21 protein-coding genes and 1 tRNA gene are annotated in these 20,758 nt (G+C 65.9%); 5 read left to right on the top strand and 17 right to left on the bottom strand.

The window, feature by feature from the left end; all coding sequences use genetic code 11:
* Nucleotides 1-10: 10 nt before the first annotated feature.
* From ACQCSW_RS04415 to ACQCSW_RS04395, 5 genes are all read right to left on the bottom strand, one after another.
* The gene (locus ACQCSW_RS04415; RefSeq protein ID WP_426989675.1) at nucleotides 11-826 is read right to left on the bottom strand and encodes a 2-keto-4-pentenoate hydratase; all 816 of its coding nucleotides are present in this window, start codon (nucleotides 824-826) and stop codon (nucleotides 11-13) included.
* Complete coding sequence (locus ACQCSW_RS04410; RefSeq protein ID WP_426989674.1) at nucleotides 826-1,764, bottom strand: 3-carboxyethylcatechol 2,3-dioxygenase; 939 nt, start codon at nucleotides 1,762-1,764, stop codon at nucleotides 826-828. The genes ACQCSW_RS04415 and ACQCSW_RS04410 overlap by 1 nt, the downstream gene beginning before the upstream one ends.
* On the bottom strand, nucleotides 1,733-3,448 hold the full coding sequence (locus tag ACQCSW_RS04405; RefSeq protein ID WP_426989672.1) for a bifunctional 3-(3-hydroxy-phenyl)propionate/3-hydroxycinnamic acid hydroxylase: 1,716 nt from the start codon (nucleotides 3,446-3,448) through the stop codon (nucleotides 1,733-1,735). The genes ACQCSW_RS04410 and ACQCSW_RS04405 overlap by 32 nt, the downstream gene beginning before the upstream one ends.
* A 52-nt stretch (nucleotides 3,449-3,500) precedes the next feature.
* On the bottom strand, nucleotides 3,501-4,370 hold the full coding sequence (locus ACQCSW_RS04400; RefSeq protein ID WP_426989671.1) for an alpha/beta fold hydrolase: 870 nt from the start codon (nucleotides 4,368-4,370) through the stop codon (nucleotides 3,501-3,503).
* A gap of 162 nt (nucleotides 4,371-4,532) precedes the next feature.
* Entirely contained in the window at nucleotides 4,533-5,234 is a 702-nt protein-coding gene (locus ACQCSW_RS04395) for an IclR family transcriptional regulator (protein ID WP_426989670.1), read from the bottom strand.
* Between the two features lie 141 nt (nucleotides 5,235-5,375).
* Here ACQCSW_RS04395 and ACQCSW_RS04390 point away from each other — a divergent pair, with 141 nt between their 5' ends.
* Nucleotides 5,376-6,710: an MFS transporter gene (locus ACQCSW_RS04390; protein ID WP_426989669.1), complete on the top strand. Its 1,335-nt coding sequence runs from the start codon at nucleotides 5,376-5,378 to the stop codon at nucleotides 6,708-6,710.
* Between the two features lie 151 nt (nucleotides 6,711-6,861).
* Here ACQCSW_RS04390 and ACQCSW_RS04385 read toward each other — a convergent pair whose 3' ends face one another.
* The 3 genes from ACQCSW_RS04385 to ACQCSW_RS04375 all read right to left on the bottom strand — a co-directional run bounded on the left by ACQCSW_RS04385 (nucleotide 6,862) and on the right by ACQCSW_RS04375 (nucleotide 8,301).
* Entirely contained in the window at nucleotides 6,862-6,981 is a 120-nt protein-coding gene (locus ACQCSW_RS04385; RefSeq protein ID WP_426989668.1) for an Lsr2 family DNA-binding protein, read from the bottom strand.
* A 253-nt stretch (nucleotides 6,982-7,234) separates the two neighbouring features.
* Nucleotides 7,235-7,678, bottom strand: a complete 444-nt coding sequence (locus ACQCSW_RS04380; RefSeq protein ID WP_426989667.1) for a hypothetical protein — start codon at nucleotides 7,676-7,678, stop codon at nucleotides 7,235-7,237.
* A gap of 128 nt (nucleotides 7,679-7,806) precedes the next feature.
* Nucleotides 7,807-8,301, bottom strand: coding sequence for a hypothetical protein (locus ACQCSW_RS04375; RefSeq protein WP_426989666.1), 495 nt, complete (start codon nucleotides 8,299-8,301; stop codon nucleotides 7,807-7,809).
* A gap of 56 nt (nucleotides 8,302-8,357) precedes the next feature.
* Here ACQCSW_RS04375 and ACQCSW_RS04370 point away from each other — a divergent pair, with 56 nt between their 5' ends.
* Together ACQCSW_RS04370 and ACQCSW_RS04365 are read left to right on the top strand one after the other, a co-directional pair.
* Entirely contained in the window at nucleotides 8,358-9,338 is a 981-nt protein-coding gene (locus ACQCSW_RS04370) for a hypothetical protein (protein WP_426989665.1), read from the top strand.
* Nucleotides 9,339-9,377: 39 nt separating this feature from the next.
* Nucleotides 9,378-9,563, top strand: coding sequence for a hypothetical protein (locus tag ACQCSW_RS04365; protein ID WP_426989664.1), 186 nt, complete (start codon nucleotides 9,378-9,380; stop codon nucleotides 9,561-9,563).
* A gap of 3 nt (nucleotides 9,564-9,566) precedes the next feature.
* On the opposite strand, the gene ACQCSW_RS04360 is transcribed toward ACQCSW_RS04365, so the two are convergent.
* From ACQCSW_RS04360 to ACQCSW_RS04320, 9 genes are all read right to left on the bottom strand, one after another.
* Complete coding sequence (locus tag ACQCSW_RS04360) at nucleotides 9,567-10,046, bottom strand: hypothetical protein (RefSeq protein ID WP_426989663.1); 480 nt, start codon at nucleotides 10,044-10,046, stop codon at nucleotides 9,567-9,569.
* An 8-nt stretch (nucleotides 10,047-10,054) separates the two neighbouring features.
* Nucleotides 10,055-10,741, bottom strand: coding sequence for a bacterial proteasome activator family protein (locus ACQCSW_RS04355; protein ID WP_426989662.1), 687 nt, complete (start codon nucleotides 10,739-10,741; stop codon nucleotides 10,055-10,057).
* 117 nt (nucleotides 10,742-10,858) lie between these two features.
* Nucleotides 10,859-11,062, bottom strand: a complete 204-nt coding sequence (locus ACQCSW_RS04350) for a YbdD/YjiX family protein (RefSeq protein WP_056342522.1) — start codon at nucleotides 11,060-11,062, stop codon at nucleotides 10,859-10,861.
* Nucleotides 11,059-13,362, bottom strand: coding sequence for a carbon starvation CstA family protein (locus tag ACQCSW_RS04345; protein ID WP_426989661.1), 2,304 nt, complete (start codon nucleotides 13,360-13,362; stop codon nucleotides 11,059-11,061). The genes ACQCSW_RS04350 and ACQCSW_RS04345 overlap by 4 nt, the downstream gene beginning before the upstream one ends.
* A 200-nt stretch (nucleotides 13,363-13,562) precedes the next feature.
* Entirely contained in the window at nucleotides 13,563-13,847 is a 285-nt protein-coding gene (locus tag ACQCSW_RS04340) for a DUF1540 domain-containing protein (RefSeq protein WP_111907293.1), read from the bottom strand.
* A gap of 139 nt (nucleotides 13,848-13,986) precedes the next feature.
* Nucleotides 13,987-16,884 carry a hypothetical protein gene (locus ACQCSW_RS04335; protein WP_426989660.1) on the bottom strand — a complete coding sequence of 966 codons (2,898 nt, stop codon included), beginning with the start codon at nucleotides 16,882-16,884 and terminating at the stop codon, nucleotides 13,987-13,989.
* A 1-nt stretch (nucleotide 16,885) separates the two neighbouring features.
* A complete protein-coding gene (locus ACQCSW_RS04330) occupies nucleotides 16,886-17,623 on the bottom strand; it encodes an ABC transporter ATP-binding protein (RefSeq protein ID WP_426989659.1) in 738 nt (245 codons plus the stop codon).
* The gene (locus ACQCSW_RS04325; protein WP_426989658.1) at nucleotides 17,620-18,231 is read right to left on the bottom strand and encodes a PadR family transcriptional regulator; all 612 of its coding nucleotides are present in this window, start codon (nucleotides 18,229-18,231) and stop codon (nucleotides 17,620-17,622) included. Before ACQCSW_RS04325 ends, ACQCSW_RS04330 begins: the two co-directional genes overlap by 4 nt.
* Before the next feature lie 120 nt (nucleotides 18,232-18,351).
* Nucleotides 18,352-19,335 carry an NAD(P)H-quinone oxidoreductase gene (locus ACQCSW_RS04320; RefSeq protein ID WP_426989657.1) on the bottom strand — a complete coding sequence of 328 codons (984 nt, stop codon included), beginning with the start codon at nucleotides 19,333-19,335 and terminating at the stop codon, nucleotides 18,352-18,354.
* A gap of 109 nt (nucleotides 19,336-19,444) precedes the next feature.
* On the opposite strand from ACQCSW_RS04320, the gene ACQCSW_RS04315 reads away from it, so the two are divergent.
* A tRNA-Ser gene (locus ACQCSW_RS04315) sits at nucleotides 19,445-19,532 on the top strand.
* Nucleotides 19,533-19,680: 148 nt separating this feature from the next.
* Nucleotides 19,681-20,448, top strand: a complete 768-nt coding sequence (locus tag ACQCSW_RS04310) for a VOC family protein (RefSeq protein ID WP_426989656.1) — start codon at nucleotides 19,681-19,683, stop codon at nucleotides 20,446-20,448.
* Nucleotides 20,449-20,758 lie beyond the last annotated feature (310 nt).

Below are 20,758 nucleotides of genomic sequence, written 5' to 3'. Positions count from 1 at the left end.
GGGAGGGTCCTTAGTTTGTGAAGTGGATGGTGAGTGAGCCCAACGGGCCGAAGTCCGCCACGGCGGTGCTTCCGGCACTAACCGGCTCGGCTTTGGTGAAGGAGCCGGGCAGGACCAGCTGGCCGGCTTCGAGGGCCACACCCTGCTCACCGAGGACGTTCGCGAGCCAGGCCAGCGGTGCTATGGGGTGCCCCATGACGTCGGCGCCGGTCCCGGTCCCGGTAACGTGGCCGTCGATGACCAGTGAGCATTCAACGTCCAGCAGCCCTGCGGGATCGGCAGGATCAATGGCAAGCGGCGTGGTGCCGACGGCAATGGCGCCGCAGGAGGCGTTGTCCGCGATGGTGTCCACGAGCTTGATATCCCAGTCCCTGATCCGGGAGTCGATGATTTCGATGGCCGGGTACACGGCGCCGATGGCGGCCGCTGCCTGTTCCAGCGTGACGCCCGGCCCCTTGAGCCGGGACTTGAGGACGAAGCCGAACTCGGGTTCGACCTTGGGCTGAATGAAGCCCGACGCCGCAATCCGTGCCCCGTCGTAGTGGACCATATCCTCGAAGAAGAACCCGAAGTCGGGAGAATCAACGCCCAGCTGCTGCTGCATGGCCAGGGACGTCAGGCCTACCTTCCGGCCGGCCAAGACCCGCCCGGCGGAAACGTGGTGTTCGAGCTGTGCGGTCTGGACGTAATAGGCGTCCGTCACGTCCATCCCGTCCAGTTGGTCCCGCAGGGGCGGGATCGGCGTTAGCGATGTGGTGGCTTCCAGGAGTTCCGAGGCCAGCTGGTCCAGGAGTTCGGTGCGGGAAGGCTGTGTCCGGGCAGTCATCACTTCACCACCGCAGTGGTCACGCCGAAGCCGGCAATGAATTCGGGGATCGGCCGGTAGTACTCCGAGGTCACGGTGTATTCCCCGGCGGCGCGCAGGGCGTTGTAGGCGGCCACCCAGGTGCGCACCTCATGGGCGGAGTTGCCGGCGGTCGCGGCCATCTCCGCTGCGGTCCAGGTGTCCAGTTTTTCCAGTTCACCGGAGGCGATGATGGACAGAAACTCGCGGTCCCATTCGGGGTTCAGGTCCATGATGTTGGCCTCTCCCTTAGCGAAGGCTGCTGCGGTGTCGATGACCCGCTGTTGGCGGGCGTTGCGGGCCGCAGCGGTGGGGTGCCGGCCGTTGAGGAGCATGGCCTTCTGTTCCGGGGTCGCGGTGGCGATCTGGGGTACGGGCGGGTCGTGGGAGAGGCCGCCGGAGCCGACCAGGAGCACCTTCTTGTCCAGGGTCTTCAGGTAGTTGCCGACGGCGGTACCGAGCTGGCGCACGCGGCGCATGGATGCGAAGGGCGGAGCGACGGAGTTGACGAAGATCGGGATCACCGGTTTCGCCGCGATGGAGCCGAACAGCACCTCGAGCGGTTGCACCGCGCCGTGGTCGATCTCCATCTTGAGGGAGATCGCGGCATCAAGGTCGGCGTCGATGACGGCCTGTGCCAGGTCCTTGGCGATGTCGGTGGGGACGTTCAGCGGGCCTTCCTCGCTGCCGTAGTCACCGACCCCGACAGCCTCGTAGCCGATGCAGAACGGGGGCATCAGTTCGTAGAAGAAGCCGTTGTAGTGGTCCGGCGCGAAGGAGACCACGAGGTCGGGGTTGAAGTCCTCGACGAATTTGCGGGCGACGGCGAACGCGGCGTCGACGTCCTTCTGGATTTCCTCCGGAGGGTTGGTGACCTCCAGCAGGGGGCTATGCGACATGCAGACGAGTGCGAGCGTCATTGCTTGCTCCTTCCTTGAACGACATGGCTGCCCGGATGGCGGCGAGGGTCTTGGGGGCGTCCTGGGCCAGGCAGGCTCCGGCGACGAAGCGGTCCGGGCGGACAAAGACCACCGGGGTGGGCCTGTCGTCGAACCATTTTTTGAGCCGGCCCGTGGTGTCACCGGCAACGATGACCTCTGCCGGGTAGCGCTCCTCGCACCAGGTTCGCTGGGTTTCGGGAACCAGGCAGACCAGCTGGGCGCCGAGTTCGTCGAGCTTGAGCAGATCGGCCTCGGAGAACACGTCTCTGGGGTTGTTTCCCCAGACCAGGACGGTCCACCATTTCCCGGTGACGTCATCGAGCAGGACGTCGGCCTGGGTCTTGGTGGTGACGCGCGGTTGCGGGAACTGGACACCGACCGGTGAGACCCGGGTGTTCGCCGTGAGCGTCGGGATCAGTTTGCCGGTGAGTTTGGCGAGGGCGGAGCCCGGCTTGTGGCTGGTGGGATCAACCACGACGCCGCGGGTGTAGCGCGGCATGGGCTTGAATTTCATGTCGGCGAAGTAGGACTTCACCTGGGGGAACAGGTTCAGGCCCGCCGCGATGGCGTCCCTGGAGGCCACCATCGCGGGGTTCGTCACCTTGATGACGTTGCCCAGGGTGAGGGAGAGGTCGATCATTGCCTTGGCGTGGTCCCGGCGTTCGACGTCGTAGGTGTCCAGCAGGTCATCGGTGGCCTGGCCGCGGAGGATGGTGGCGAGCTTCCAGGCCAGGTTGGTGGCGTCGCGGACTCCGGAGTTCCAGCCCTGGCCCATCCAGACGGGCATGAGGTGGGCGGCGTCGCCGGCGATCAGGACCTTGCCCCGGCGGAAGGAGCTGGCGATCCGGGCGTGGTGGGTATAGACGCGGCGGCGGATGAAGTCCAGGCTGACCGGATCCGGCACATGGTCGGCCAGGAGACTGTTCACGAACTCGGGGTCGGTCACCATGTCATCGGTCTCGCCGTCGAACAGCATGAACTCCCAGCGGCGGATAGCGTGCGGCAGCCCGATCGAGACGTAGGGCCGTTTCGGGTCCGCGCCGAGGAAGACGTTGGGCGTGCCGAGCGGATCGTTGTTGACGTCGACCACCAGCCAGCGGGTGGAGGGCGACTTGCCCTCGAACAGGACGCCCATCCAGAGCCGGGTGGCGGAGCGGCCGCCTTCGCAGCCGACCACGTACTTGGCGTGGATCTGTTTCAGCTCGGGCTTGCCGTCGGCGTCTTTGACGTTAATCGTGGCCAGGACGCCGTTGTCGGTTTCCCGCAGCGAGAGGACTTCGTGGTTGAACCTGACATCCACGCTGGCGTGCCGGGACAGACCCTCCAGCATCGCCTGGTCCACCAGCGGCTGAATGAAGGCGTTCTTGCGGGGCCAGCCGAACTCGTCGGTGGTCGGGGCGTTGTGGGTAAGGACCCGGCCCTTGCCGTTGACGAGGCGCATGATGTGCTGGGGTGTGGTGTGCGGCAGCACCGTCCCGGTGAGCCCGGCGGTCTGGACCGAACGCAGAGACTCGTCATCGATGCCGACACCACGCGGGTAGTCGATGAGCTCAGGCTGCGCCTCGAGCAGGGTCACGTTTTGGCCGTAGGTGCCCAAAAGGTTGGTCAGCATCAGGCCGACGGGGCCAGCGCCGATCACCAGTACGTCGGTGTCAAACTCCATGGTGGTTCTCTGTTCTGTGTAAGCCTGAAAGTAGCAAGGGAAGCGGATGTGCTCAGCGGGCGAGCATGAAGTCCAGGAAGATGCGGTTGAAGGTTTCCGGGTCCTCGTACTGGGGCCAGTGGCCGCAGTTCTCCATCACGGCGAGTTCGCCGTTGGGGATGAGCCCGGCAATGCGGCGGCCCTCGTCGACCGGGCCGGAGGGGTCCTTGGTGGTCCAGAGCACCAGTGCCGGTGCCTTGATCTGGGCCAGCGCCTCATCCGTCAGCATGTTGCGCCTGCGGGTTTCCGGATCCTGCAGGGCCATGTTGGCCTCGCACGCCTTGAGCCAGCCTGGCTGCTGGAAGATCGCCTGGCGGGTGCGGATAAGGTCGTCGGTGACCATGGCGGGATCGGCCATGAGCCATTCGAGCCGGGTCTTGACACGCTCCCAGGACGGATCCTTCGCTGCTTCCATGGACAGCGTGAAGAGACGCTCCATCACCACCGGGTTGGCCATGGTGCCGCCCATGGTGTTCAGCAGGATGCGCTCAACTTTTTCCGGGTAGTCGATGGCGAACCGTGCCGTGACCCAGCCGCCCAGGGACTCCCCCGTCAGGTAGGACTTCTGGACACCGATGGCGTCCATGAAGCCCAGCAGCTGCTCGATGTAGTGCCTGATCTCCAGCGGGTGCTCCGGCTTGGAACTGTAGCCATGGCCGATAAAGTCGATGGCCCAGACATCGAAGTGCTCCGAGAGCGCCTTCAGATTCCGGACATAGGCCTCGGCGTGCCCGGTGATGCCGTGCATAGCGATCAGTGTCGGCTTGGAGGAGTCTCCGGCGTGCAGGTACCGGGTGCGGTATGGACCCACCTCGATGAAGCCCTGGCTGAATTCAACCTGGGCGAGGTCGGACCAAACGCTGGTGTAGGGGCGCTCTGTCATGGAAGACTCCTTTGGCAATTCTGCTCGTGCATTTAACGCTCATTCAAAGGCTATAGTTGCACGACTGATGACAAACATCACACCATGAGGAGGTGCGGGTGTCAAGAGGAACGGACGCTTCCCCGCCGCTTCAGTGCCACCTATTTAGGGCAGATCGTGCCGTCAGGCCAGTCGGCCGGAGATGCGCTCGGCGGCGGCAATGATTGCCTTAACCGCTCCTTCCGCAACTTCCTTGCGGGTGGTGATGAGGTTTATGCATGCCCCGACGACGTCAGCGTCAGGGCCCTTGATGGGTGCGGCGAGGCCGTACATGCTCGGCTCCACTTCGCCGAAGGTGATGGCATAGCCGTTGGTCCTGGCGTTGCGCACGTCATCGGACTCCGCCGAGGTGGGCGGCTGACTTGCCTGGATGGCGAGTCCGGCGGCTCCGCGGTTGAGGGGGTGTCGGCTGCCCTGGGCGAACGAGACATGATACGAGAGTCCCCGGGGTTCTACTACCGCCAGCGCAACGGCCTCGCCGCCCTCCCTCACGAGCAGGGAGACGGTGGATGACAGGTCGTTGGCCACGTCGTGCAGGACTGGAAGGGCCGCGGCGCGAATAGCGTCATGCGCGGCGGACGTGAGCTGGAGCAGTCCTGCCGCTCCCCGGTAGCGGTTATCGTCGCTGCGGCGGATCAGCCCGGCGTCGCTGAGGGTGTTAAGAATGCGGTAGGCAATGGTGCGGTGTACTCCCAGAACTTCTGCGACGTCGTTGATTGCGAGGCCGTCGCGGGCCCCGGCGATCGCCTTCAGGGCCGTCAGGCCCCGGGCCAAGGTCTGCGAGCCGGCAGTTCGCGACGCGGGCGTCGTTTGTTCTGTAGTCACTACGCCATCCTAGTGAGCCGCATGGCCGGGATTGACAACCACCTGTGATGTGCAGCACTCTTGCTACTAATAGTATTCATGAACGTGCGTTAAATGCACGCATATTACTTTTCCCTTCCACCGCAAACAACGGAGTTTTCAATGTCACAGCTGACGCCCGCCGTATCCGCCGAGGCCCCGCCTCCACGCACCGCCCAACAGCGGAGGGATAGCCGCAGGGCCCTGGTCTCCAGCTACCTCGGCTCCACCGTGGAGTTCTACGACTTCCTGCTCTACGGCACGGCCGCAGCGCTGGTCTTCCCGCAACTGTTTTTCAGCGGCGTCCCCCAGGCGGCAGGCATCGTCCTGTCCTATGTCACCCTGGCCGCCGGCTACGTGGCACGTCCGCTGGGTGGCATCATCTTCGGCCACTTCGGCGACAAGCTCGGCCGAAAGCAGATGCTGTTCATCACCATGCTGATCATGGGCGGCGTCTCAGTGCTCATGGGTCTGCTTCCCACCTCGGCGCAGATCGGCGTGGCCGCCCCGATTTTGCTGGTCTCCCTCCGTGTCCTGCAGGGCATCGCAGTGGGCGGCGAATGGGCCGGCGCCGCCCTCATGGGCATGGAACACTCCAAACCGACCGGGCGTGGCTTCGGAGCCAGCATCGCCGTCAGCGGCGGACCCTCCGGCGCGGTGCTCGCCACGGTTGTCCTCGGCGCCTTCTCCACCATGCCCGAGGCGGAATTCCTGGCCTGGGGATGGCGAATCCCCTTCCTCCTGTCCGCCATCCTCGTCGGCGTGGCCCTGTTCATCCGATACCGGGTCACCGAGTCACCGGACTTCCTGGCCGCGAAGGCCGCCAACGCCACGGCTGACCCCTCCCACAAGGGCGCGCCGATCATGCAGGTGCTGCGCCGGTACCCGAAGGAACTCGGCATCTCCATCGTTGCCGGCTTCGCCCCCCTGTTCCTCCAGTCCCTGCTGGCGACCTTCGCGCTGACCTACGCAGTCCAGACCGGCCACTCCCGCTCAGATGCCCTCCTGATGCTGACCATCGCCAACTTCCTGCACATCTTCACGATCCCGGCGGCCGCCGCGCTCTCGGACCGGATTGGCCGCCGCAAGGTGATGCTGGCCGGCGCCGCTGCGGGCATCATCGGCATCTGGCCCATGTTCGCGCTGATCAGCGACGGAAACATCTGGCTCATGCTCATCGGATTCATCATCGGAAACCCGCTGGTCCAGGCACTCATGTACGGACCCATGGGCGCGTTCATCTCCGAAATGTTCGCCACCGAAGTCCGCTACACCGGCACCTCCCTCGCCTACCAGGTATCCACCACGCTCGGAGCCGGTTTCGCGCCACTGATCGCCAGCGGCCTCCTGCTCGCAGCCGGCGGCACGACCACCGCACTGGCCTGGTTCTTCTGCGGACTCTGCATCATCAGCGGTGCCGCATTCTTCCTCGCACCCGACCGCCGTTCGCGGGTCTAGCCACCCGGGGCCATCCCAACCTGTCACAGTCATCCCCTGGCGCATTCGCTCGGCTGAGCCCTCGTCGGATGGATACAGAACATTCAACAGCGCACACTTAAGCCCGGGCTCAGTTTGGGTTCAATGAGCTGAGGCTGGCCCGGGCAGCTCGCTAGGCGTGGGCGGCGGCGTAGGCCTGTTGGATGTTCTGGCGGATTCGTCCCCGGGCGCTGGGGTTGTATCCATTGGCGTTGGCCCGCTCCCGGATCCGCCGGGTCTCTTCCCTGCTCATCGGCGCGGCCGTGCAGCGCTAAACGTTACCCACGGCGCCCGATTGCCGATCTACTTACGGGCGCTCGAGGCCCACGGTAGGACCGCCGCAAAAAATTGAGAGCAAATGCATGTGCTGCCCGAGCGCAGCGAGGCCCTCATTGTTCCGGGGGGCGGAACCCTGAATGAGTGAGTTCGCGGGCACAACCCCTGGTGACTTCAGTCTCGCGCAACGGGGGCCAGGCCGGCGGCCGGGAAGTGACCGCACGCTTCTGCTAGCCGCGGGCCTGGGCTCGAGCGGATTCGACGATGTTCTCGGTCGCGGCCCACAAGGCCAGGAGCTTGAGGGCTTCATCCGAGGGGTTGCCCGGAATGGCCGGATAAACAGTCAGTGTGTGCCCGGGGTCGTCTTCGAGTTCCATTGCCTGGTAGGTCAGTTCAAGGACCCCGACAACGGGGTGGTTGAAAGAATTTGGTGCCTGAGTAGTGGCGGCGGACGTTGTGTGCTGCCCAGCGTGTGCGGAATTCCTCACTGCGCATGGAGAGTTCGCCGACGAGTGCTGCGATGCCTTGTCACGGGGGTTGCGGGCCGGCGTCGCGGCGCAAGATGGCGACGTGACGTTCGCAGCGCGGTTCCAGTCGGGGTAGCAGTTGTGGGCACGTGGGTCAAGGAAGATGAAGTGCGAGTGGTTCGCGGGGCGGGCTGGGCTGCGGTACATTCCACCCGCCCCCGTTACCTTCTTAGTAGCCCCTCAATGAGCAAGAATCGGGGTTGTTGGCCTGTCGGTCCCGGCATGATTGTTGCCCCCAGTCGGAACCTCGTGAAGGACGTGCTGGGCGCCTCGTTCTAGGGCACCGTAAGCAGCACCGGCGACGCTTCCGCGGGCCCGCCGCATTGGGCTGAGCCGCCCACCCGTTTCCAGTCCAGCTCGGCTTCCTTTTCGGCAATGACCGCCCCTGTGGAAGACAGCACTCTTGCGGTCACGTGGTCAGGGGAGCTCATACTGACGGTGAACCGCCACGTATCGGCGTCGACCCGTTCAGCGTAAAACGGGGCCATCGTCGGCTGGGCTGCCGGTGTAAACGGAGCTGAGGGATCCACCGACAGTGTGGGGGCAATGCTGCGGGGCGCAGAGGGCGCTGCCCGTGGGCCCAACTCCGAGCACGCATCGCCGTCGCACAGCTGCAACGTGCTCACGTTGGAGACATCGCCGGCCAATTCAACGGTGACCGTATTGACCCAACCGATCGCTGGACAGGCGGTCGAGCAGCCCGCCACCGGAATGCACACTGCCAACATCAGAACCGCCGGCCGGACAATGAGCCCCCACACTCTTCTCATGCGGCCAGTCTAGGCTGTGGGGAAGTGGAGCCTTCGCTCCCCCTATGATGGCGTGCATGGATGACAAGGCGCTGGCGGCTATCGCGTTCGAACTGTACGCCCTGCCCTTCGACGATTTTGTGGCCGCCCGGACGGCCGCAGCCAAAGCCGCCGTCGGTTCCGGCAAAGAACTGCCGGCCGCCGTCAAGGCCTTGCCAAAACCGTCAGTGGCGGCCTGGGCCGTCAACATGCTGGCCATCCATGAGCCAGGAGTGCTCGCGCAGCTTGCCGAGCTCGGCCAACGGATGCGGTCTGCCCAGGCATCCCTCGACGCCGCCGCCCTCCGGGAATTGGCGCGGGAGCGCCGCACCCTTCTGGGGACCGCCGTCGACACCGCCCGCTCCGTTGCCGAACGCCGGGGGCGCACCATCAGCGCAACGATCGCGGCCGACGTCGAGCGGACCCTGCAGGCGATGACCGCCGACGAAGGTGCCACCGCCGCTGTCCAAAGCGGGCTGCTGCTCCAGGCACTGTCCGCCGACGGCGTGGACACGGTTGATCTCGATGGGGCAGTGGCTGTTCCCGGCGCGGTGCCGGCGCCGCGCGCCACACCCCAACTCACTCCCAAACAGCCGCCGGCCGCCGCACCAAGGCAGGAAGAACGGACGACGGCGGAACGCGGCACCCGCAAACCCGCGGACCAGCCGCGGCTCAAGGCCGTCCGGGAGACTCCCCGGCCGGCGTCCCCCTCGGCTCTGGAGAAAGCCAACGCTGCCTTGGCCGAGGCCAAGGCAGCGGAGGAGGCGTCCGCCCGGCTGGCCGCGGACCGGCAAAGGCAGCTGGAGGACACGGAGGCTGAAGTCGCACACCTGACCCGCGAAACACCTGAGCTCCGCGACCGGCTCAAGGCCGCGGAGGAGCAGCTGGAAAGTGCCAGGAAAAGCCTGGGCACGGCGGCAGCCGAGGCCAAGCAGGCGGCGCGGGCAGCAGACAAGGCCAAGCGTTCAGCCATGCTCGCGCAGGAGCGGGTGCTCCGCCTGGGCAACACGCGGGACTGATGAACGGTTATTGTCAGACCCCGGTTGCAGACTGGATTTATGGAAACCCAACTTGCACAGGAATTTCACGTCACGTACTTCGACGCCGATTGCGGCCGGATCAGCAGTGAAATCTTCGATTCCCTGAAGGACGCCGAGCGCTTCGCCAGCCGGAACTGCCTCGGCGAGGAATCGTGGGCCGTCATCGACGCTGTTGCCGTCGGGCATGCCCGGATCGCCGCCTGACGTTTAGCCGGAACGGCTTTCCGGCTGGCCGCCGGCGGCAGCATCCTCGGCGAGCCGGCGTTCGGCGTCGGCCACCTGCTCAAACACTGATTCCGCGCGGCGTCGTACGGATGCAGCCCCCACCGGGACAGGACCGACGGCGAGCCGCAGCATGGCCGCCGCCTCGGCAGTGGTGGCCAGCGAATTGCCCGCCTTCGACAGCGACCGGTGCACACCGGCCAACGCTCCAGGAATGTCCAAGCCCTCGCTGGGCGAACGTCGCTGGGCCTCGACGCAAACAACACGGACGCGTTCCAGGAGCCCCGCCAGCTCGTTCGCAACTTCCACCAGTTCGGCATAAAGCTGCTCGTCTTCGACACCTTCGAGGACCTGGTGATAGCGGTCCAGGCCCCGGTGGAAACGATCGTGGGCGCGGCGCCAAAGGCCCTTGCCCAGCTCAGCATCGTCCTTGCGCCCTTGGCGGGCGGCAGTAAAGAATCCCACGCAGGAACCTAGAGGTACTGGCCGGGGCCGTGGTCCGGGTCCTCCGGCTGCCCGGACGGCACCGGACCGGAACGCTGGCCGGCGGCGGCCCTCTGAGGCTCGCCGTTCTCCCCGATCACCACACCAGGGGCGATCATGGTGCCCGGCGGAAGCTGCCTCAGGTGCATGTGCGCGGCGGCCTGCTCCCGTGCCGCGTGCTGGGCTGCGATGGCCATCTGAATGCCGTGGAAGAGGCCTTCCAGCCACCCCACCAGCTGCGCCTGGGCGATCCGAAGCTCGGCGTCGGACGGTGTGGCGTTCTCCGGGAAGGGCAGGCTGATCCGTTCCAGCTCTTCAACAAGCTCCGGAGCCAACCCGTCCTCCAGCTCCTTGATGGAACGCTCATGGATTTCGGCGAGGCGTTCGCGCGCCGCTTCGTCCAGCGGAGCTGACTTAACCTCCGCCAGGAGCTGCCGGATCATGGTGCCGATCCGCATGACTTTCGCAGGCTCGTCCACCAGGTCCTGCAGGTTACTGCCTTTGGTCTTGCCCCCGGGTGACGTGCTTGCAGCCGCCGGGCCGGTACTGGCCGGGCCAGCAGCTCCGGCGCCGGTGCCAGCCGGGCTGGCCGCCGCCGGCATGGCCGGTTCGCCGTTGTCGAGGGTCCTGCCCTCAACGGGGACATCTTCGGGCTGAGTGTCTGTCGGATCGCTCATGCGTTCATACTCTCACGAGCCGAGGACGCACAGACCAATGGATGACGCCGCCGGTAGAGGACGCACAGCGCAGCCGATGAAGCCGGCCAGCCGATGAAGGCTGGCCGGCCGTCAGCATCAGCAGCACCGGCCCTGCGGGTTGGAGTCCTGGCGGTCCGTCCGGTCCCGCCAGAACTCGCGTTCCGTCAGCGGGGGCTCCCCGTGTCCGGCTGCGTGGTGGTGCTCCAGGTACTTGGCGTACGCATCAGCGCCGAGCACGCCGCCGAGGTACCGGGCGAAACCCCGGAACCCTGTTGCGACCGCGGCCAGACCGGGGCTCATTTGTGGTTGCCTGCTCTTTCGAACCGCAGGTCGGCTGGCATCTTGTTCCACTCGGCCAGCAGCTCACGCTCAGCGGGCGTGGGGATCAGGCTGGCGGGCGCGAAGACCTTCGACGGGCGGGCCTCATCCTCGTTGTCAACGTTCGGCTTCCCCGCGGAATGGTTGCGGAAGGCCTTGATGGTGGCCACGAGTGCCATGGCGATGACGATGATGCTGAGCACCACAAAGATGACGGACAGCCAGCCCTGGATCGCAGTGTTGCGCACCACGGCTTCCATGGCGGCAACGCTCTTGGCTGAGGCGAACTCCGTCTTGCCGTCCGCGAGTGCCTTGCTGAAGGCTGCATTGTTGGCGAAGTAGCCGACGGCGGGCGTTGAGGAGAAGATCTTCTGGTAACTCGCGGTGATGGTCACCACCGCCGCGAAGGCCAGCGGCACCGCAACGATCCAGAGGTACTTGAAAGTCCCCCGCTTGGCGACGATGGCAAGGCACACTGACAGCGCGATCGCGGCCAGCAGCTGGTTGGCGATACCGAAGAGCGGGAACAGCGTGTTGATGCCGCCCAGCGGATCAGTGACGCCCATGAGCAGCACGGCACCCCAGGCGCCCACCATAACGGCTGTGCACAGCCAGGCTCCCGGCCGCCACGAGGCTTCCTTGAACTTCGGGACGAAGTTGCCAATGGAGTCCTGCAGCATAAAGCGCGCAACTCGGGTGCCGGCGTCAACTGCGGTGAGGATAAACAGCGCCTCGAACATGATGGCGAAGTGGTACCAGAACGCCATCAGGGCGGTGCCGCCGATGAACTGCTGCATGATGTGCGCGAGTCCGACGGCGAGCGTGGGCGCGCCGCCGGTCCGGGAGACAATGCTGTGCTCGCCCACGTTGGCTGCCGTCTCGGCGAGCAGGGCCGGGCTGATGTTGACCCCGGACAGGCCCAGGCCATTTACCCAGGCAGCCGCGGTTTCCACCGTTCCACCGGTCAGGGCCGCCGGCGCGTTCATCGCGAAGTAGAGCCCGCGGTCAATGGAGATGGCCGCTACCAGCGCCATAATGGCCACAAAGGACTCCATCAACATGCCGCCGTAGCCGATGAATCGAGTCTGGCGTTCCTTCTCGATCAGTTTCGGGGTAGTGCCCGAGGAGATCAGGGCGTGGAAGCCGGATAGTGCCCCGCAGGCAATGGTGACAAACAGGAACGGGAACAGGGCACCGGGGAAGACCGGTCCGTTGTCCCGGCTGGCGAACTCGCTGAAGGCCGGGACGGTGATCTCAGGGCGGACCACGATGATGGCCAGCGCGAGCATCACGATCACGCCGATCTTCATAAACGTGGAGAGGTAGTCCCGGGGAGCCAGGAGCAGCCAGACCGGAAGGATCGCGGCAATGAAACCGTAGACAATGAGGCCCCAGGCAAGGGTCACCTTGTCCAGGGTGAAGAACGCGGAGCCCCATTCGGTGTCCGCCACCAGGCCGCCGCCGATGATGGCGGCCATCAGCAGCACAAAGCCGATCAGGGAGACTTCCATGATCTTGCCCGGCCGCATGTAGCGCAGGTAGACGCCCATAAACAGCGCAATCGGGATGGTCATGCCCACCGAGAACACGCCCCACGGACTTTCGCCCAGCGCATTCACGACGACGAGCGCGAGGATCGCCACAATGATCACCATGATGAGCAGCGTGGCGACCAGTGCAGCCGTGCCGCCGATGACGCCCAGTTCTTCGCGGGCCATCTGGCCGAGGGAACGGCCGCCACGGCGCATGGAGAAGAACATCACCAGGTAGTCCTGGACCGCACCGGCGAGCACAACTCCGATGATGATCCAGATAGTGCCGGGCAGGTAGCCCATCTGGGCCGCGATGATCGGCCCGACCAGCGGACCGGCGCCGGCGATGGCGGCGAAATGGTGGCCGAACAGCACGTTGCGGTCCGTGCGGACATAATCCTTGCCGTCAGCCTTGTATTCCGCCGGGGTGGCGCGGCGGTCATCCGGCTTGGTGATGAGGCGTTCGATCACCTTGGAGTAGAAGCGGTAACCGATCAGGTACGTGCATACCGAGGCAAAAACGAACCAGATCGCGTTGACGGTTTCGCCACGGACGATCGCCAGCATGAACCAGGCGACGCCGCCGAGGAGTGCGATGGCTGCCCACAGGGCGATCTTGGCCGGGGTCCATTTCTTGTCTTCGGCCTCGCTGACGGCCGCATCCACGGCCGTTGGCGGAAGCTTCGGATCGGCGGTCAATGGGCCGCTTCCTTTCGCTGCACTTACCGGTTCGTCAGGCCTGCTGGCCATGTCTCCTCCTTGAGAATTGGTGCTTCAGTGGGTTGCTCAAAGGCACCCTACCAATGCCGCGCCAACGAGGAAGCGGCATTGTCCCCGCGCCGTGCGTTATTGCGGTGAACGGCAGGCGGGAGTCGACGAGCGCACAAAAGCCCCCGTTCAGGGTTTCCTGGACGGAGGCCTTCGTGACTAATCCCGAGCGGGAGCCGTGGCTACGCGTGTGCGTAAGTAAGGCAGTCCGCGTTGTCAGCGCCGGGGCCCACGTGGACTTCCGGGGCGTTGCACATCAGGTGGTCGTTGTGGACGCACTCGGAGCGCTGGCATGCTCCGACATCTGCGAGGACCTTGGGCAGCCCGCCGTGCGTCCCGGTGTCGATGAACGTGGCGCAGCTGGCGTGGTCTTTACTCCCGCCAACCGTGATGGCGTGGGCCGTACAGCCTTCATGGTCATTAAACGAGCAACGGGTAACACTGCAATCGGCAACATGTGTTGTCATAAGAGGTCCCTCCGCACTTCGGCTGTCCGGGAGGGACAGCGTCCTAAGCCCCACGGTAGGCCTGCCGGGCCCAATCAAAAAGACCCAACTGTGTGACCTAATTACGGGCCCTGCCCAATTCAGTTGCCGCGGCAGACCCTCAGGTCCCCACCTCCCGGCGGGACACCGGAAGCCTCGCCCGGGTAAACAGCCAGGCCAGGGCCGCACCGGTGAGCGGCACCGCGATCAGCAGCGCCACGAGCTGGAGCCAGGGCACGACGGCGGTCCGCGCCATCCCGGTTGCGGTCACCAGCAGCACGGCGGGCACTATTCCGGCAACACTTCCCAACACAGTTCCGAGACCCGCCGTCATCAGTGCCTGCGAACCTGCGAGCGCCTTCCGCAAGCGCGGGGATGCCCCCACTCCAGCAAGCGTCACGTGGTCCTTCCGTGAGTCCGCCATGGACAGGCCCGTGGTGATCCCTGCCGCGCTGAGTGTGATCAACGCACCCAGTCCCACGATGGACCAGAGAATCAGCGATGCGTCCCGCTCGGCTCCGCGCTCGACATACATTGACCCGAAACGGTCCGCATAGATGCCGGCGAGGGCGGCGGACACCTTGTCCGCCTGGGCGGCATCAGGGTAGGCACTGAGTTGGACCAGCAGGGCGCCGTTATCCACCCGCATACCGGCCGCCGCTGCAGCTTCCGGGGACACTACTCCGTAGTAGGGCACATTGACCTCCGGCTCCAGCACCGCCGCAGCCACTTCCGTCCGCCCCGTCTCCTGGTACCCCTGGAATTCGGACGAGCCGGGGACCAAAGGCGCGGGCTTGCGCACGTCCTGCGCCTCCAAGGACGCATGCCCGTCGCGGACGAACACCGGGTTGGTCACCACCATTCCACCGGCCGCCAGAACGTCGCGGGCTTCCGCCGTCGGCGCCGTTCCGAACAGCCTTTCCACGTCCTCAGCAGTTCCGACAACCACCGAGTCGCCGCGTCCCTGCGTCTCGTAGGGACGCATCGCTCCCTGGCAACGCCAATCCTCCGGATCAAGGACGCGCCCGCCGGCGGTCACAGGGCACTCGTTGCCCTCCGGTGTGGCCAGCGAATATTGCAGGCAGCTCGACGTCGGCGTCTGCGCCGGCGACGCATCAGCCAGTCCCGGCCGCATTTCGCAGTTCCGGATGGCGGCTGTGCGCAGCACACTGGTCCATTCGACGGTGTCCACCGCCCCATCCAATGCGGACGCCACCGCAGCGGGATCAATCCACACGGGGTCCGGCACTGTTCCGTCGGCCAGTAGGGGTTGCGCCACGGACAGCGGCAGGACCGCCTGGTTCTTCAACGCGGACCAGTAGTGGTTTTCCTGCTCGTTCGCCTGCTGGCTGGCGGCCAGCACCATGCCGGCACTGGCCAGGGTGGCTGCCGCGAGGACCGCGGCAACCGCCGGAACTGTCCGGCTGCGGTTGCGGGAAGAGTCCCGTGCCGCCATGCGTGCGGCGAGCGGGAGCTGTCCGGCCCGCTTGGCCAGGAGGGCCACTAGCTTGCCGGTCAGCAGAACCATGGATGTGACGCCAAGGACCGCGCCTCCCAGCAGGAACCAGGCAATCACCGGCGTCCTTGAGCTGAACACGTCCGGGTCTTCGCTGCTGACGGCGAGCCAGGTGCCGGCCGCGAGGGCCGCGGCGGCCACGCCCAGCAGGGCAGCACCCACCACGGTGGACTTCTTGCCGGCCGACGCCGGCGCCCGCCCCGATTTGAGCGCGCCCAGAACAGCCTGGCGCGCCACCTGCCGCGCCGGGGCCAAGGCAGCCAGCAAACAGGCAACGTAGCCCATGACCATCACCAGGACCGTCAGCAGCGCATCAGGATGGAAGCCCGGGAAACGGACCGATCCATTCAGGCGCGCAACGAACACCACCCCGGCGGCCGCCACGAGTCCCACAACGGCCCCGGCTGCCACGCCGATGCCGCCGAGCCACAGGCCGGCCGCCATGACCACCGAGCGGATGGTGGGGCTTTCGGCCCCCGTCGCGGCCAGCAGGGCCAGCTCCCGGACCTGCCCCTTGGCTCCCACGGCAAATGCGGCTCCCGCCAGCAGCCCCACCTCCAGCAGCGCCAATGCGCCCAGCAGCGCCCCGGCAGCATAGGCGGCGAGCGGCAGCGACGCGCTCGACGAGGTCCCTGCACCTTCCCGCCCGCGCTCGCCTTGAGGCGGCGGATTCAGCACCACGGACCTGGACAGCACGGTGACACCGACGGTGTTGGCCTCGAGGACCTGGCTCCAGGTCACCGGCTCGGAACCCACCAGGTAATACATGGTGGCCTTGATGGCCGACACTGTTGGTGCTGGACTGGTGGAAACTGGCGGAGCCGGGGCGCCCACGCTGCCCTGGCCGGGTTTGAGATAGACGATGGAGTTGCTGTCCGAATAGCCCGCATCGCGGAGCGTTCCCACCGCGACAAACGTCCCGGCCGACGTCGCCAGCTCCTCCCCCAGCCCCAGCCCGAACCGCTCCAGCAGCCCGGGCGAGACGAGCATCTCGGCATCAGTCCCGGGGGCCCTGCCGTCCAGCAGGGTGTATTTTCCGGCAAATGCCGGGGCCAGGGCATCCACCGCCCGGCCCACTACGCGTACGTCCGCCGCACCCGACTCGGCGGTGAGGTCAAGGGTAGATTCTGTGAGCACGTCGTAGCCGGCCGGAATCGCGTCCCGCGGATCAGCCGGCGTGAAGCCAGGGTTGGTGTCCCAGTCGCTCGTGGTGATCCGAAGCTCTTCGACGGGGTCCTGGACCATAACCCCGTTGGCCATGGGCATGGGCCGGAACCGCGCCTGGGTGGTGCCCAGCTGGTACTGCACGCTCTCGGCTGCGGTCTCCTGGGTGCTCTGGATCAGCGTGACCGCCCCTGCCATTCCGGCCACGGGGAGCATGATCAGCAAAATGATCAGGAGGGAACGCCCTTTGTGACGGCGGATATCGCGCCGGGCCATCCGCACGGCGACACGGAAAGCCTGCCGGCGCCCGCCGGGCGCCGGGTCGAGGGCGAGTGCCACGTCAGTTGCCGGCCTGCGCTAGGAGCATGGCGGGATCGTGCATGGCAGCTGCCTGGTCCACGATCCGGCCGTCCCGGAGGAAAACCACCCGGTCAGCCCACGCCGCGTGCCTGGCCTCATGGGTCACCAGCATCACGGCGGCACCGGCATCCGCACGTCCGCGGAGCACTTCCATCACGCCGTGGCCGGTAGTGGAATCCAGGGCTCCCGTGGGTTCGTCGGCCAGGATCAGCCGGCGGTCACCCACGATGGCCCGCGCGATGGCCACCCGCTGCTGCTGTCCGCCGGACATCTGGTCCATAAAGCGGTCCGCGAGTTCCGGGATGCCCACCTGCCGCAGCGCATCCAGGGCCTGGCGTTGAGCCTTCCTGGTGGCCGTCCCGTCCAGCTCCAGCGGCAGTGCCACGTTCTCGGCCGCGGTCAAGGTTGGGACAAGGTTGAAGTCCTGGAAGACATAGCCGACGGCGCGGCGGCGCAACCGGGCGAGTTCGTTAAGTCCCAGCCCGCCCAGGGGTGTTGATTCCACAAAGACACCGCCCGACGTCGGCCGGTCAAGTCCCCCGGCCAGCGCCAGGAGGGAGGATTTCCCGGAACCTGAGGGACCCATCACGGCGACGAACTCGCCGGCGCTGATACTGAGGTCAACCTCGCGCAACGCGGCGACCGCCGTCGCTCCTTCACCGAACGTCCTGCTGACCTTGGCTAGTTCCAGGACCTGCTGCGGCCCTTGGACGCTCATCGGCGGTTATCCGCGATGAGCGGGGCAGCCTCTTCCACAGTGACCCCGTTGGACGTTTTGCGTGGTGTGGCCTGGCCTGCGGTCTGCGCCTGCTGCAGCATCCGAGCCTCGCAAAGATCCAGCCAGCGGACCTCCGCTTCCGTCTGGAAGATCAGCGAATCCAGCACCAGCAGCCAGGCGGTATCCGCCGCCCGCTGGTTGGCAGCCGTGTCGCGGCGGGCCTTGGTGTAATCCTGCAGCGCCCGGATGGACGCCACCCGCTGGGCCTGGATGATGGACTGCACATCGACGCCGGGCAGCGTGACCGCGAGCGCCAACTTGATGGCCAGCTCGTTCCGGGGCGGATTGTTGCGCTCCACGGGGGCGGCAAACCAGTTCTGCACTTCCGCCTTGCCGGCGGCGGTGATGCTGTAAACCACGTGTCCTTCGCCGTCACTGCCGTCATTGCTGACCAGGCCGTCGCGTTCCAGCCTGTCCAGCGTGGTGTAAACCTGCCCGATATTCAGGGGCCACGTGGACCCCGTGCGGTTTTCGAACTCAACCCTGAGCTGGTAGCCGTAACGCGGCTGGTCCTGCAGCAGGGCGAGGAGGCTGTGGCGGATGGACATGATGCTCCTAGCGGTGGCGTCAGCGTCGGTATGCACGGACCCCCAAGGCCCGTGCATACCGCGTATAGAGTGAGGCTAACCCAGTCCGCCGCGCAAAGCAATACTCAGTATCTACTCGGTCTACATAACCAGCAGGATCTTGCCCACATGGTCGCCGCTGTCGAAGTACCGGTGCGCGGCCGCGGCCTGGTCCAGCGGGAACGTCTTGGCCACCAGCGGGCGGATCCGGCCGTCCGTAATGAGGGGCCACACGGATTCGCGCACTGCGTTCATGATGGCGCCCTTTTCGGCCACCGGGCGTGGCCTCAGCGCCGTGGCAACCACTGCCGCGCGTTTCCGCAGGAGCTGGCCAAGATCCAGCTCTCCCTTGGCCCCGCCCTGCAGGCCGATGACGACGAGCCGGCCATAGTCAGCCAGTGCATCAACGTTCTGCGCCAGGTACTTGGCACCGACGACGTCGAGGATCACGTCGGCACCTTTGCCGCCGTTCTGCCGCCGCAGGCTTTCCGGAAAGTCCTCTTCGGTGTAATTGATGGCGATGTCCGCGCCCAGGAAGGCCTTCGCTGTGCCCACCTTTTCCGCTGTTCCCGCGGTGGTGGCCACCTTGGCGCCGAAAGCCTTGGCCATCTGGATGGCCATGGTGCCGATCCCGCCGGTGGCGCCGTGGATCAGGACAGTCTCGCCCGCCTGCAGCTGCGCCGTCATGATCAGGTTGGAGTAGACCGTGGCTGCGACTTCCGGCAGCGACGCAGCGGTGACCACATCAACGCCGTCGGGAATCCGCAGGACCTGCTCCGCCGGCACCGCAACCTGCTCCGCGTAGCCTCCGCCGGCCAGCAGCGCCACCACTTTGTCACCCACGGAGAACGCTTTGGTGACGCCGGGACCGAAGCCGGCGATCCGCCCGGAGACTTCCAGCCCCGGAATCTCGGACGCGCCTGGCGGAGGCGGGTAGAAGCCCCTGCGCTGCTGTACATCTGCCCGGTTCAGGCCGGCCGCGACGACGTCGATCAACACCTCGCCGTGCCCGGGCACTGGAGCGTCCACGTGACGGACTTCCAGCACTTCCGGACCACCGGGTTCGGCAATGTAGACGGCTTTCATGGAGGACTCCCGTTTTCTAGCTGATTCGTGCCCCAGAACCAGTGTGCACCGGACGCACGGCAGACTCTGTTTTGTTGCAGCCAACTGCCTATGAAACACTACTCGTTAGGGAAGGTTGTCCGAGCGGCCGAAGGAGCTAGTCTTGAAAACTAGTGTGCGGTAACCCCGTACCAAGAGTTCGAATCTCTTACCTTCCGCGAATGGAACCCCGTTCCGCCAGCTAATGGCGGACCGGGGTTTCTTCGTTTAACCGGCTCATCGGCCGCCACGGCGGACCCATTGAAACTGTCGGGGCCCGGACATAGGGTCGTTCCTGTTGCCATCCATCGACAGAAAGGGCCCACCATGCCTTCACCCGAAATCACCCCCGGCGCACCCTGCTGGATCGACCTCATGACGTCAGACATCGCCAAAGCCCGGCAGTTCTACGGGGAACTCTTCGGCTGGGAGTACGAGACCGGAGACGAAGAGAAGTACGGCGGTTACACCACCGCGCGGAAGAACGGCAGGACCGTGGCCGGGCTGATGCAGAAGGATGAGGACCAGGCAGGCATGCCTGACGTCTGGTCCACGTACCTCCGCTCGGATGACGCCGAGGCCACCGCGTCCGCCGTCGCGACCAACGGCGGCCAGGTTTACATGCCGCCCATGGATGTCCCGGAACAGGGCCACATGGCCATCTTCGGCGACGCCGCCGGCGCGGCAATCGGTGTGTGGCAGCCGCGCGAAATGAAGGGGTATGAGCTCGTAGCCGAGCCCGGCGCCGCCGCATGGCACGAGCTCCACACCAAGGACTACGACGCCGCCGTGAGGTTCTACCAGGACGTGTTTGGCTGGGACACGGACGTTATGAGCGATACACCGGAGTTCCGGTACACCACCCTGGGCGCCGGGGACTCCGCCAAGGCGGGCATCATGGACGCCTCCGGGTACCTGCCGGCCGACGTTCCGTCCAATTGGCAGGTCTACTTCAACGTCGAAGATGCGGACGCGTCGATTGAGAAGGCCGTGTCGCTCGGGGCCACCGTCATTGATGGGCCGGAGGATTCTCCGTTCGGCCGCCTCGCCTCGCTGACTGACCCCACCGGAGCGATGTTCAAGATCATCGCATAAGTAAATTCCCTAGAAGAAATACCGGCCGGCTGGTTCCAATAAGCTACCGGCCGGTTTTCACTTCGGCGCCGGAGCCTCCGGACTGGGCTGTCGCTGCGCCGCCGCAACCCGTCAACACCAGCCAGAGCGCCAGGGCTGCGGCGACGGCGGCCGCAGTGCCTGCTGCCTTCCCGGCAGCCCTACCTGCAGCGGGGCGGTTCGTGCGGATGGCTTTCGGAATTTCACACTGACGGCGCCACACACTCACCGCTTCGGCGGGCACCATCGGCGGCCGGCCGGCATGCGGGCGTCAAGTCACATGACCCACAGC

It is taken from the genome of Pseudarthrobacter sp. Y6, from assembly GCF_050156205.1.
GTDB lineage: Bacteria > Actinomycetota > Actinomycetes > Actinomycetales > Micrococcaceae > Arthrobacter.
The sequence above is the reverse complement of the archived record's forward strand: the minus strand, read 5'-3'. Positions and strand labels throughout refer to the sequence as shown.

Bases quoted from the DNA above. Each gene is read 5' to 3' on its own strand.
- ACQCSW_RS04415 (WP_426989675.1), bottom strand. From the start codon at position 826: ATGACTGCCCGGACACAGCCTTCCCGCACCGAACTCCTGGACCAGCTG.
- ACQCSW_RS04410 (WP_426989674.1), bottom strand. From the start codon at position 1,764: ATGACGCTCGCACTCGTCTGCATGTCGCATAGCCCCCTGCTGGAGGTC.
- ACQCSW_RS04405 (WP_426989672.1), bottom strand. From the start codon at position 3,448: ATGGAGTTTGACACCGACGTACTGGTGATCGGCGCTGGCCCCGTCGGC.
- ACQCSW_RS04400 (WP_426989671.1), bottom strand. From the start codon at position 4,370: ATGACAGAGCGCCCCTACACCAGCGTTTGGTCCGACCTCGCCCAGGTT.
- ACQCSW_RS04390 (WP_426989669.1), top strand. From the start codon at position 5,376: ATGTCACAGCTGACGCCCGCCGTATCCGCCGAGGCCCCGCCTCCACGC.
- ACQCSW_RS04385 (WP_426989668.1), bottom strand. From the start codon at position 6,981: ATGAGCAGGGAAGAGACCCGGCGGATCCGGGAGCGGGCCAACGCCAAT.
- ACQCSW_RS04380 (WP_426989667.1), bottom strand. From the start codon at position 7,678: ATGTACCGCAGCCCAGCCCGCCCCGCGAACCACTCGCACTTCATCTTC.
- ACQCSW_RS04375 (WP_426989666.1), bottom strand. From the start codon at position 8,301: ATGAGAAGAGTGTGGGGGCTCATTGTCCGGCCGGCGGTTCTGATGTTG.
- ACQCSW_RS04370 (WP_426989665.1), top strand. From the start codon at position 8,358: ATGGATGACAAGGCGCTGGCGGCTATCGCGTTCGAACTGTACGCCCTG.
- ACQCSW_RS04365 (WP_426989664.1), top strand. From the start codon at position 9,378: ATGGAAACCCAACTTGCACAGGAATTTCACGTCACGTACTTCGACGCC.
- ACQCSW_RS04355 (WP_426989662.1), bottom strand. From the start codon at position 10,741: ATGAGCGATCCGACAGACACTCAGCCCGAAGATGTCCCCGTTGAGGGC.
- ACQCSW_RS04350 (WP_056342522.1), bottom strand. From the start codon at position 11,062: ATGAGCCCCGGTCTGGCCGCGGTCGCAACAGGGTTCCGGGGTTTCGCC.
- ACQCSW_RS04345 (WP_426989661.1), bottom strand. From the start codon at position 13,362: ATGGCCAGCAGGCCTGACGAACCGGTAAGTGCAGCGAAAGGAAGCGGC.
- ACQCSW_RS04340 (WP_111907293.1), bottom strand. From the start codon at position 13,847: ATGACAACACATGTTGCCGATTGCAGTGTTACCCGTTGCTCGTTTAAT.
- ACQCSW_RS04330 (WP_426989659.1), bottom strand. From the start codon at position 17,623: ATGAGCGTCCAAGGGCCGCAGCAGGTCCTGGAACTAGCCAAGGTCAGC.
- ACQCSW_RS04325 (WP_426989658.1), bottom strand. From the start codon at position 18,231: ATGTCCATCCGCCACAGCCTCCTCGCCCTGCTGCAGGACCAGCCGCGT.
- ACQCSW_RS04320 (WP_426989657.1), bottom strand. From the start codon at position 19,335: ATGAAAGCCGTCTACATTGCCGAACCCGGTGGTCCGGAAGTGCTGGAA.
- ACQCSW_RS04310 (WP_426989656.1), top strand. From the start codon at position 19,681: ATGCCTTCACCCGAAATCACCCCCGGCGCACCCTGCTGGATCGACCTC.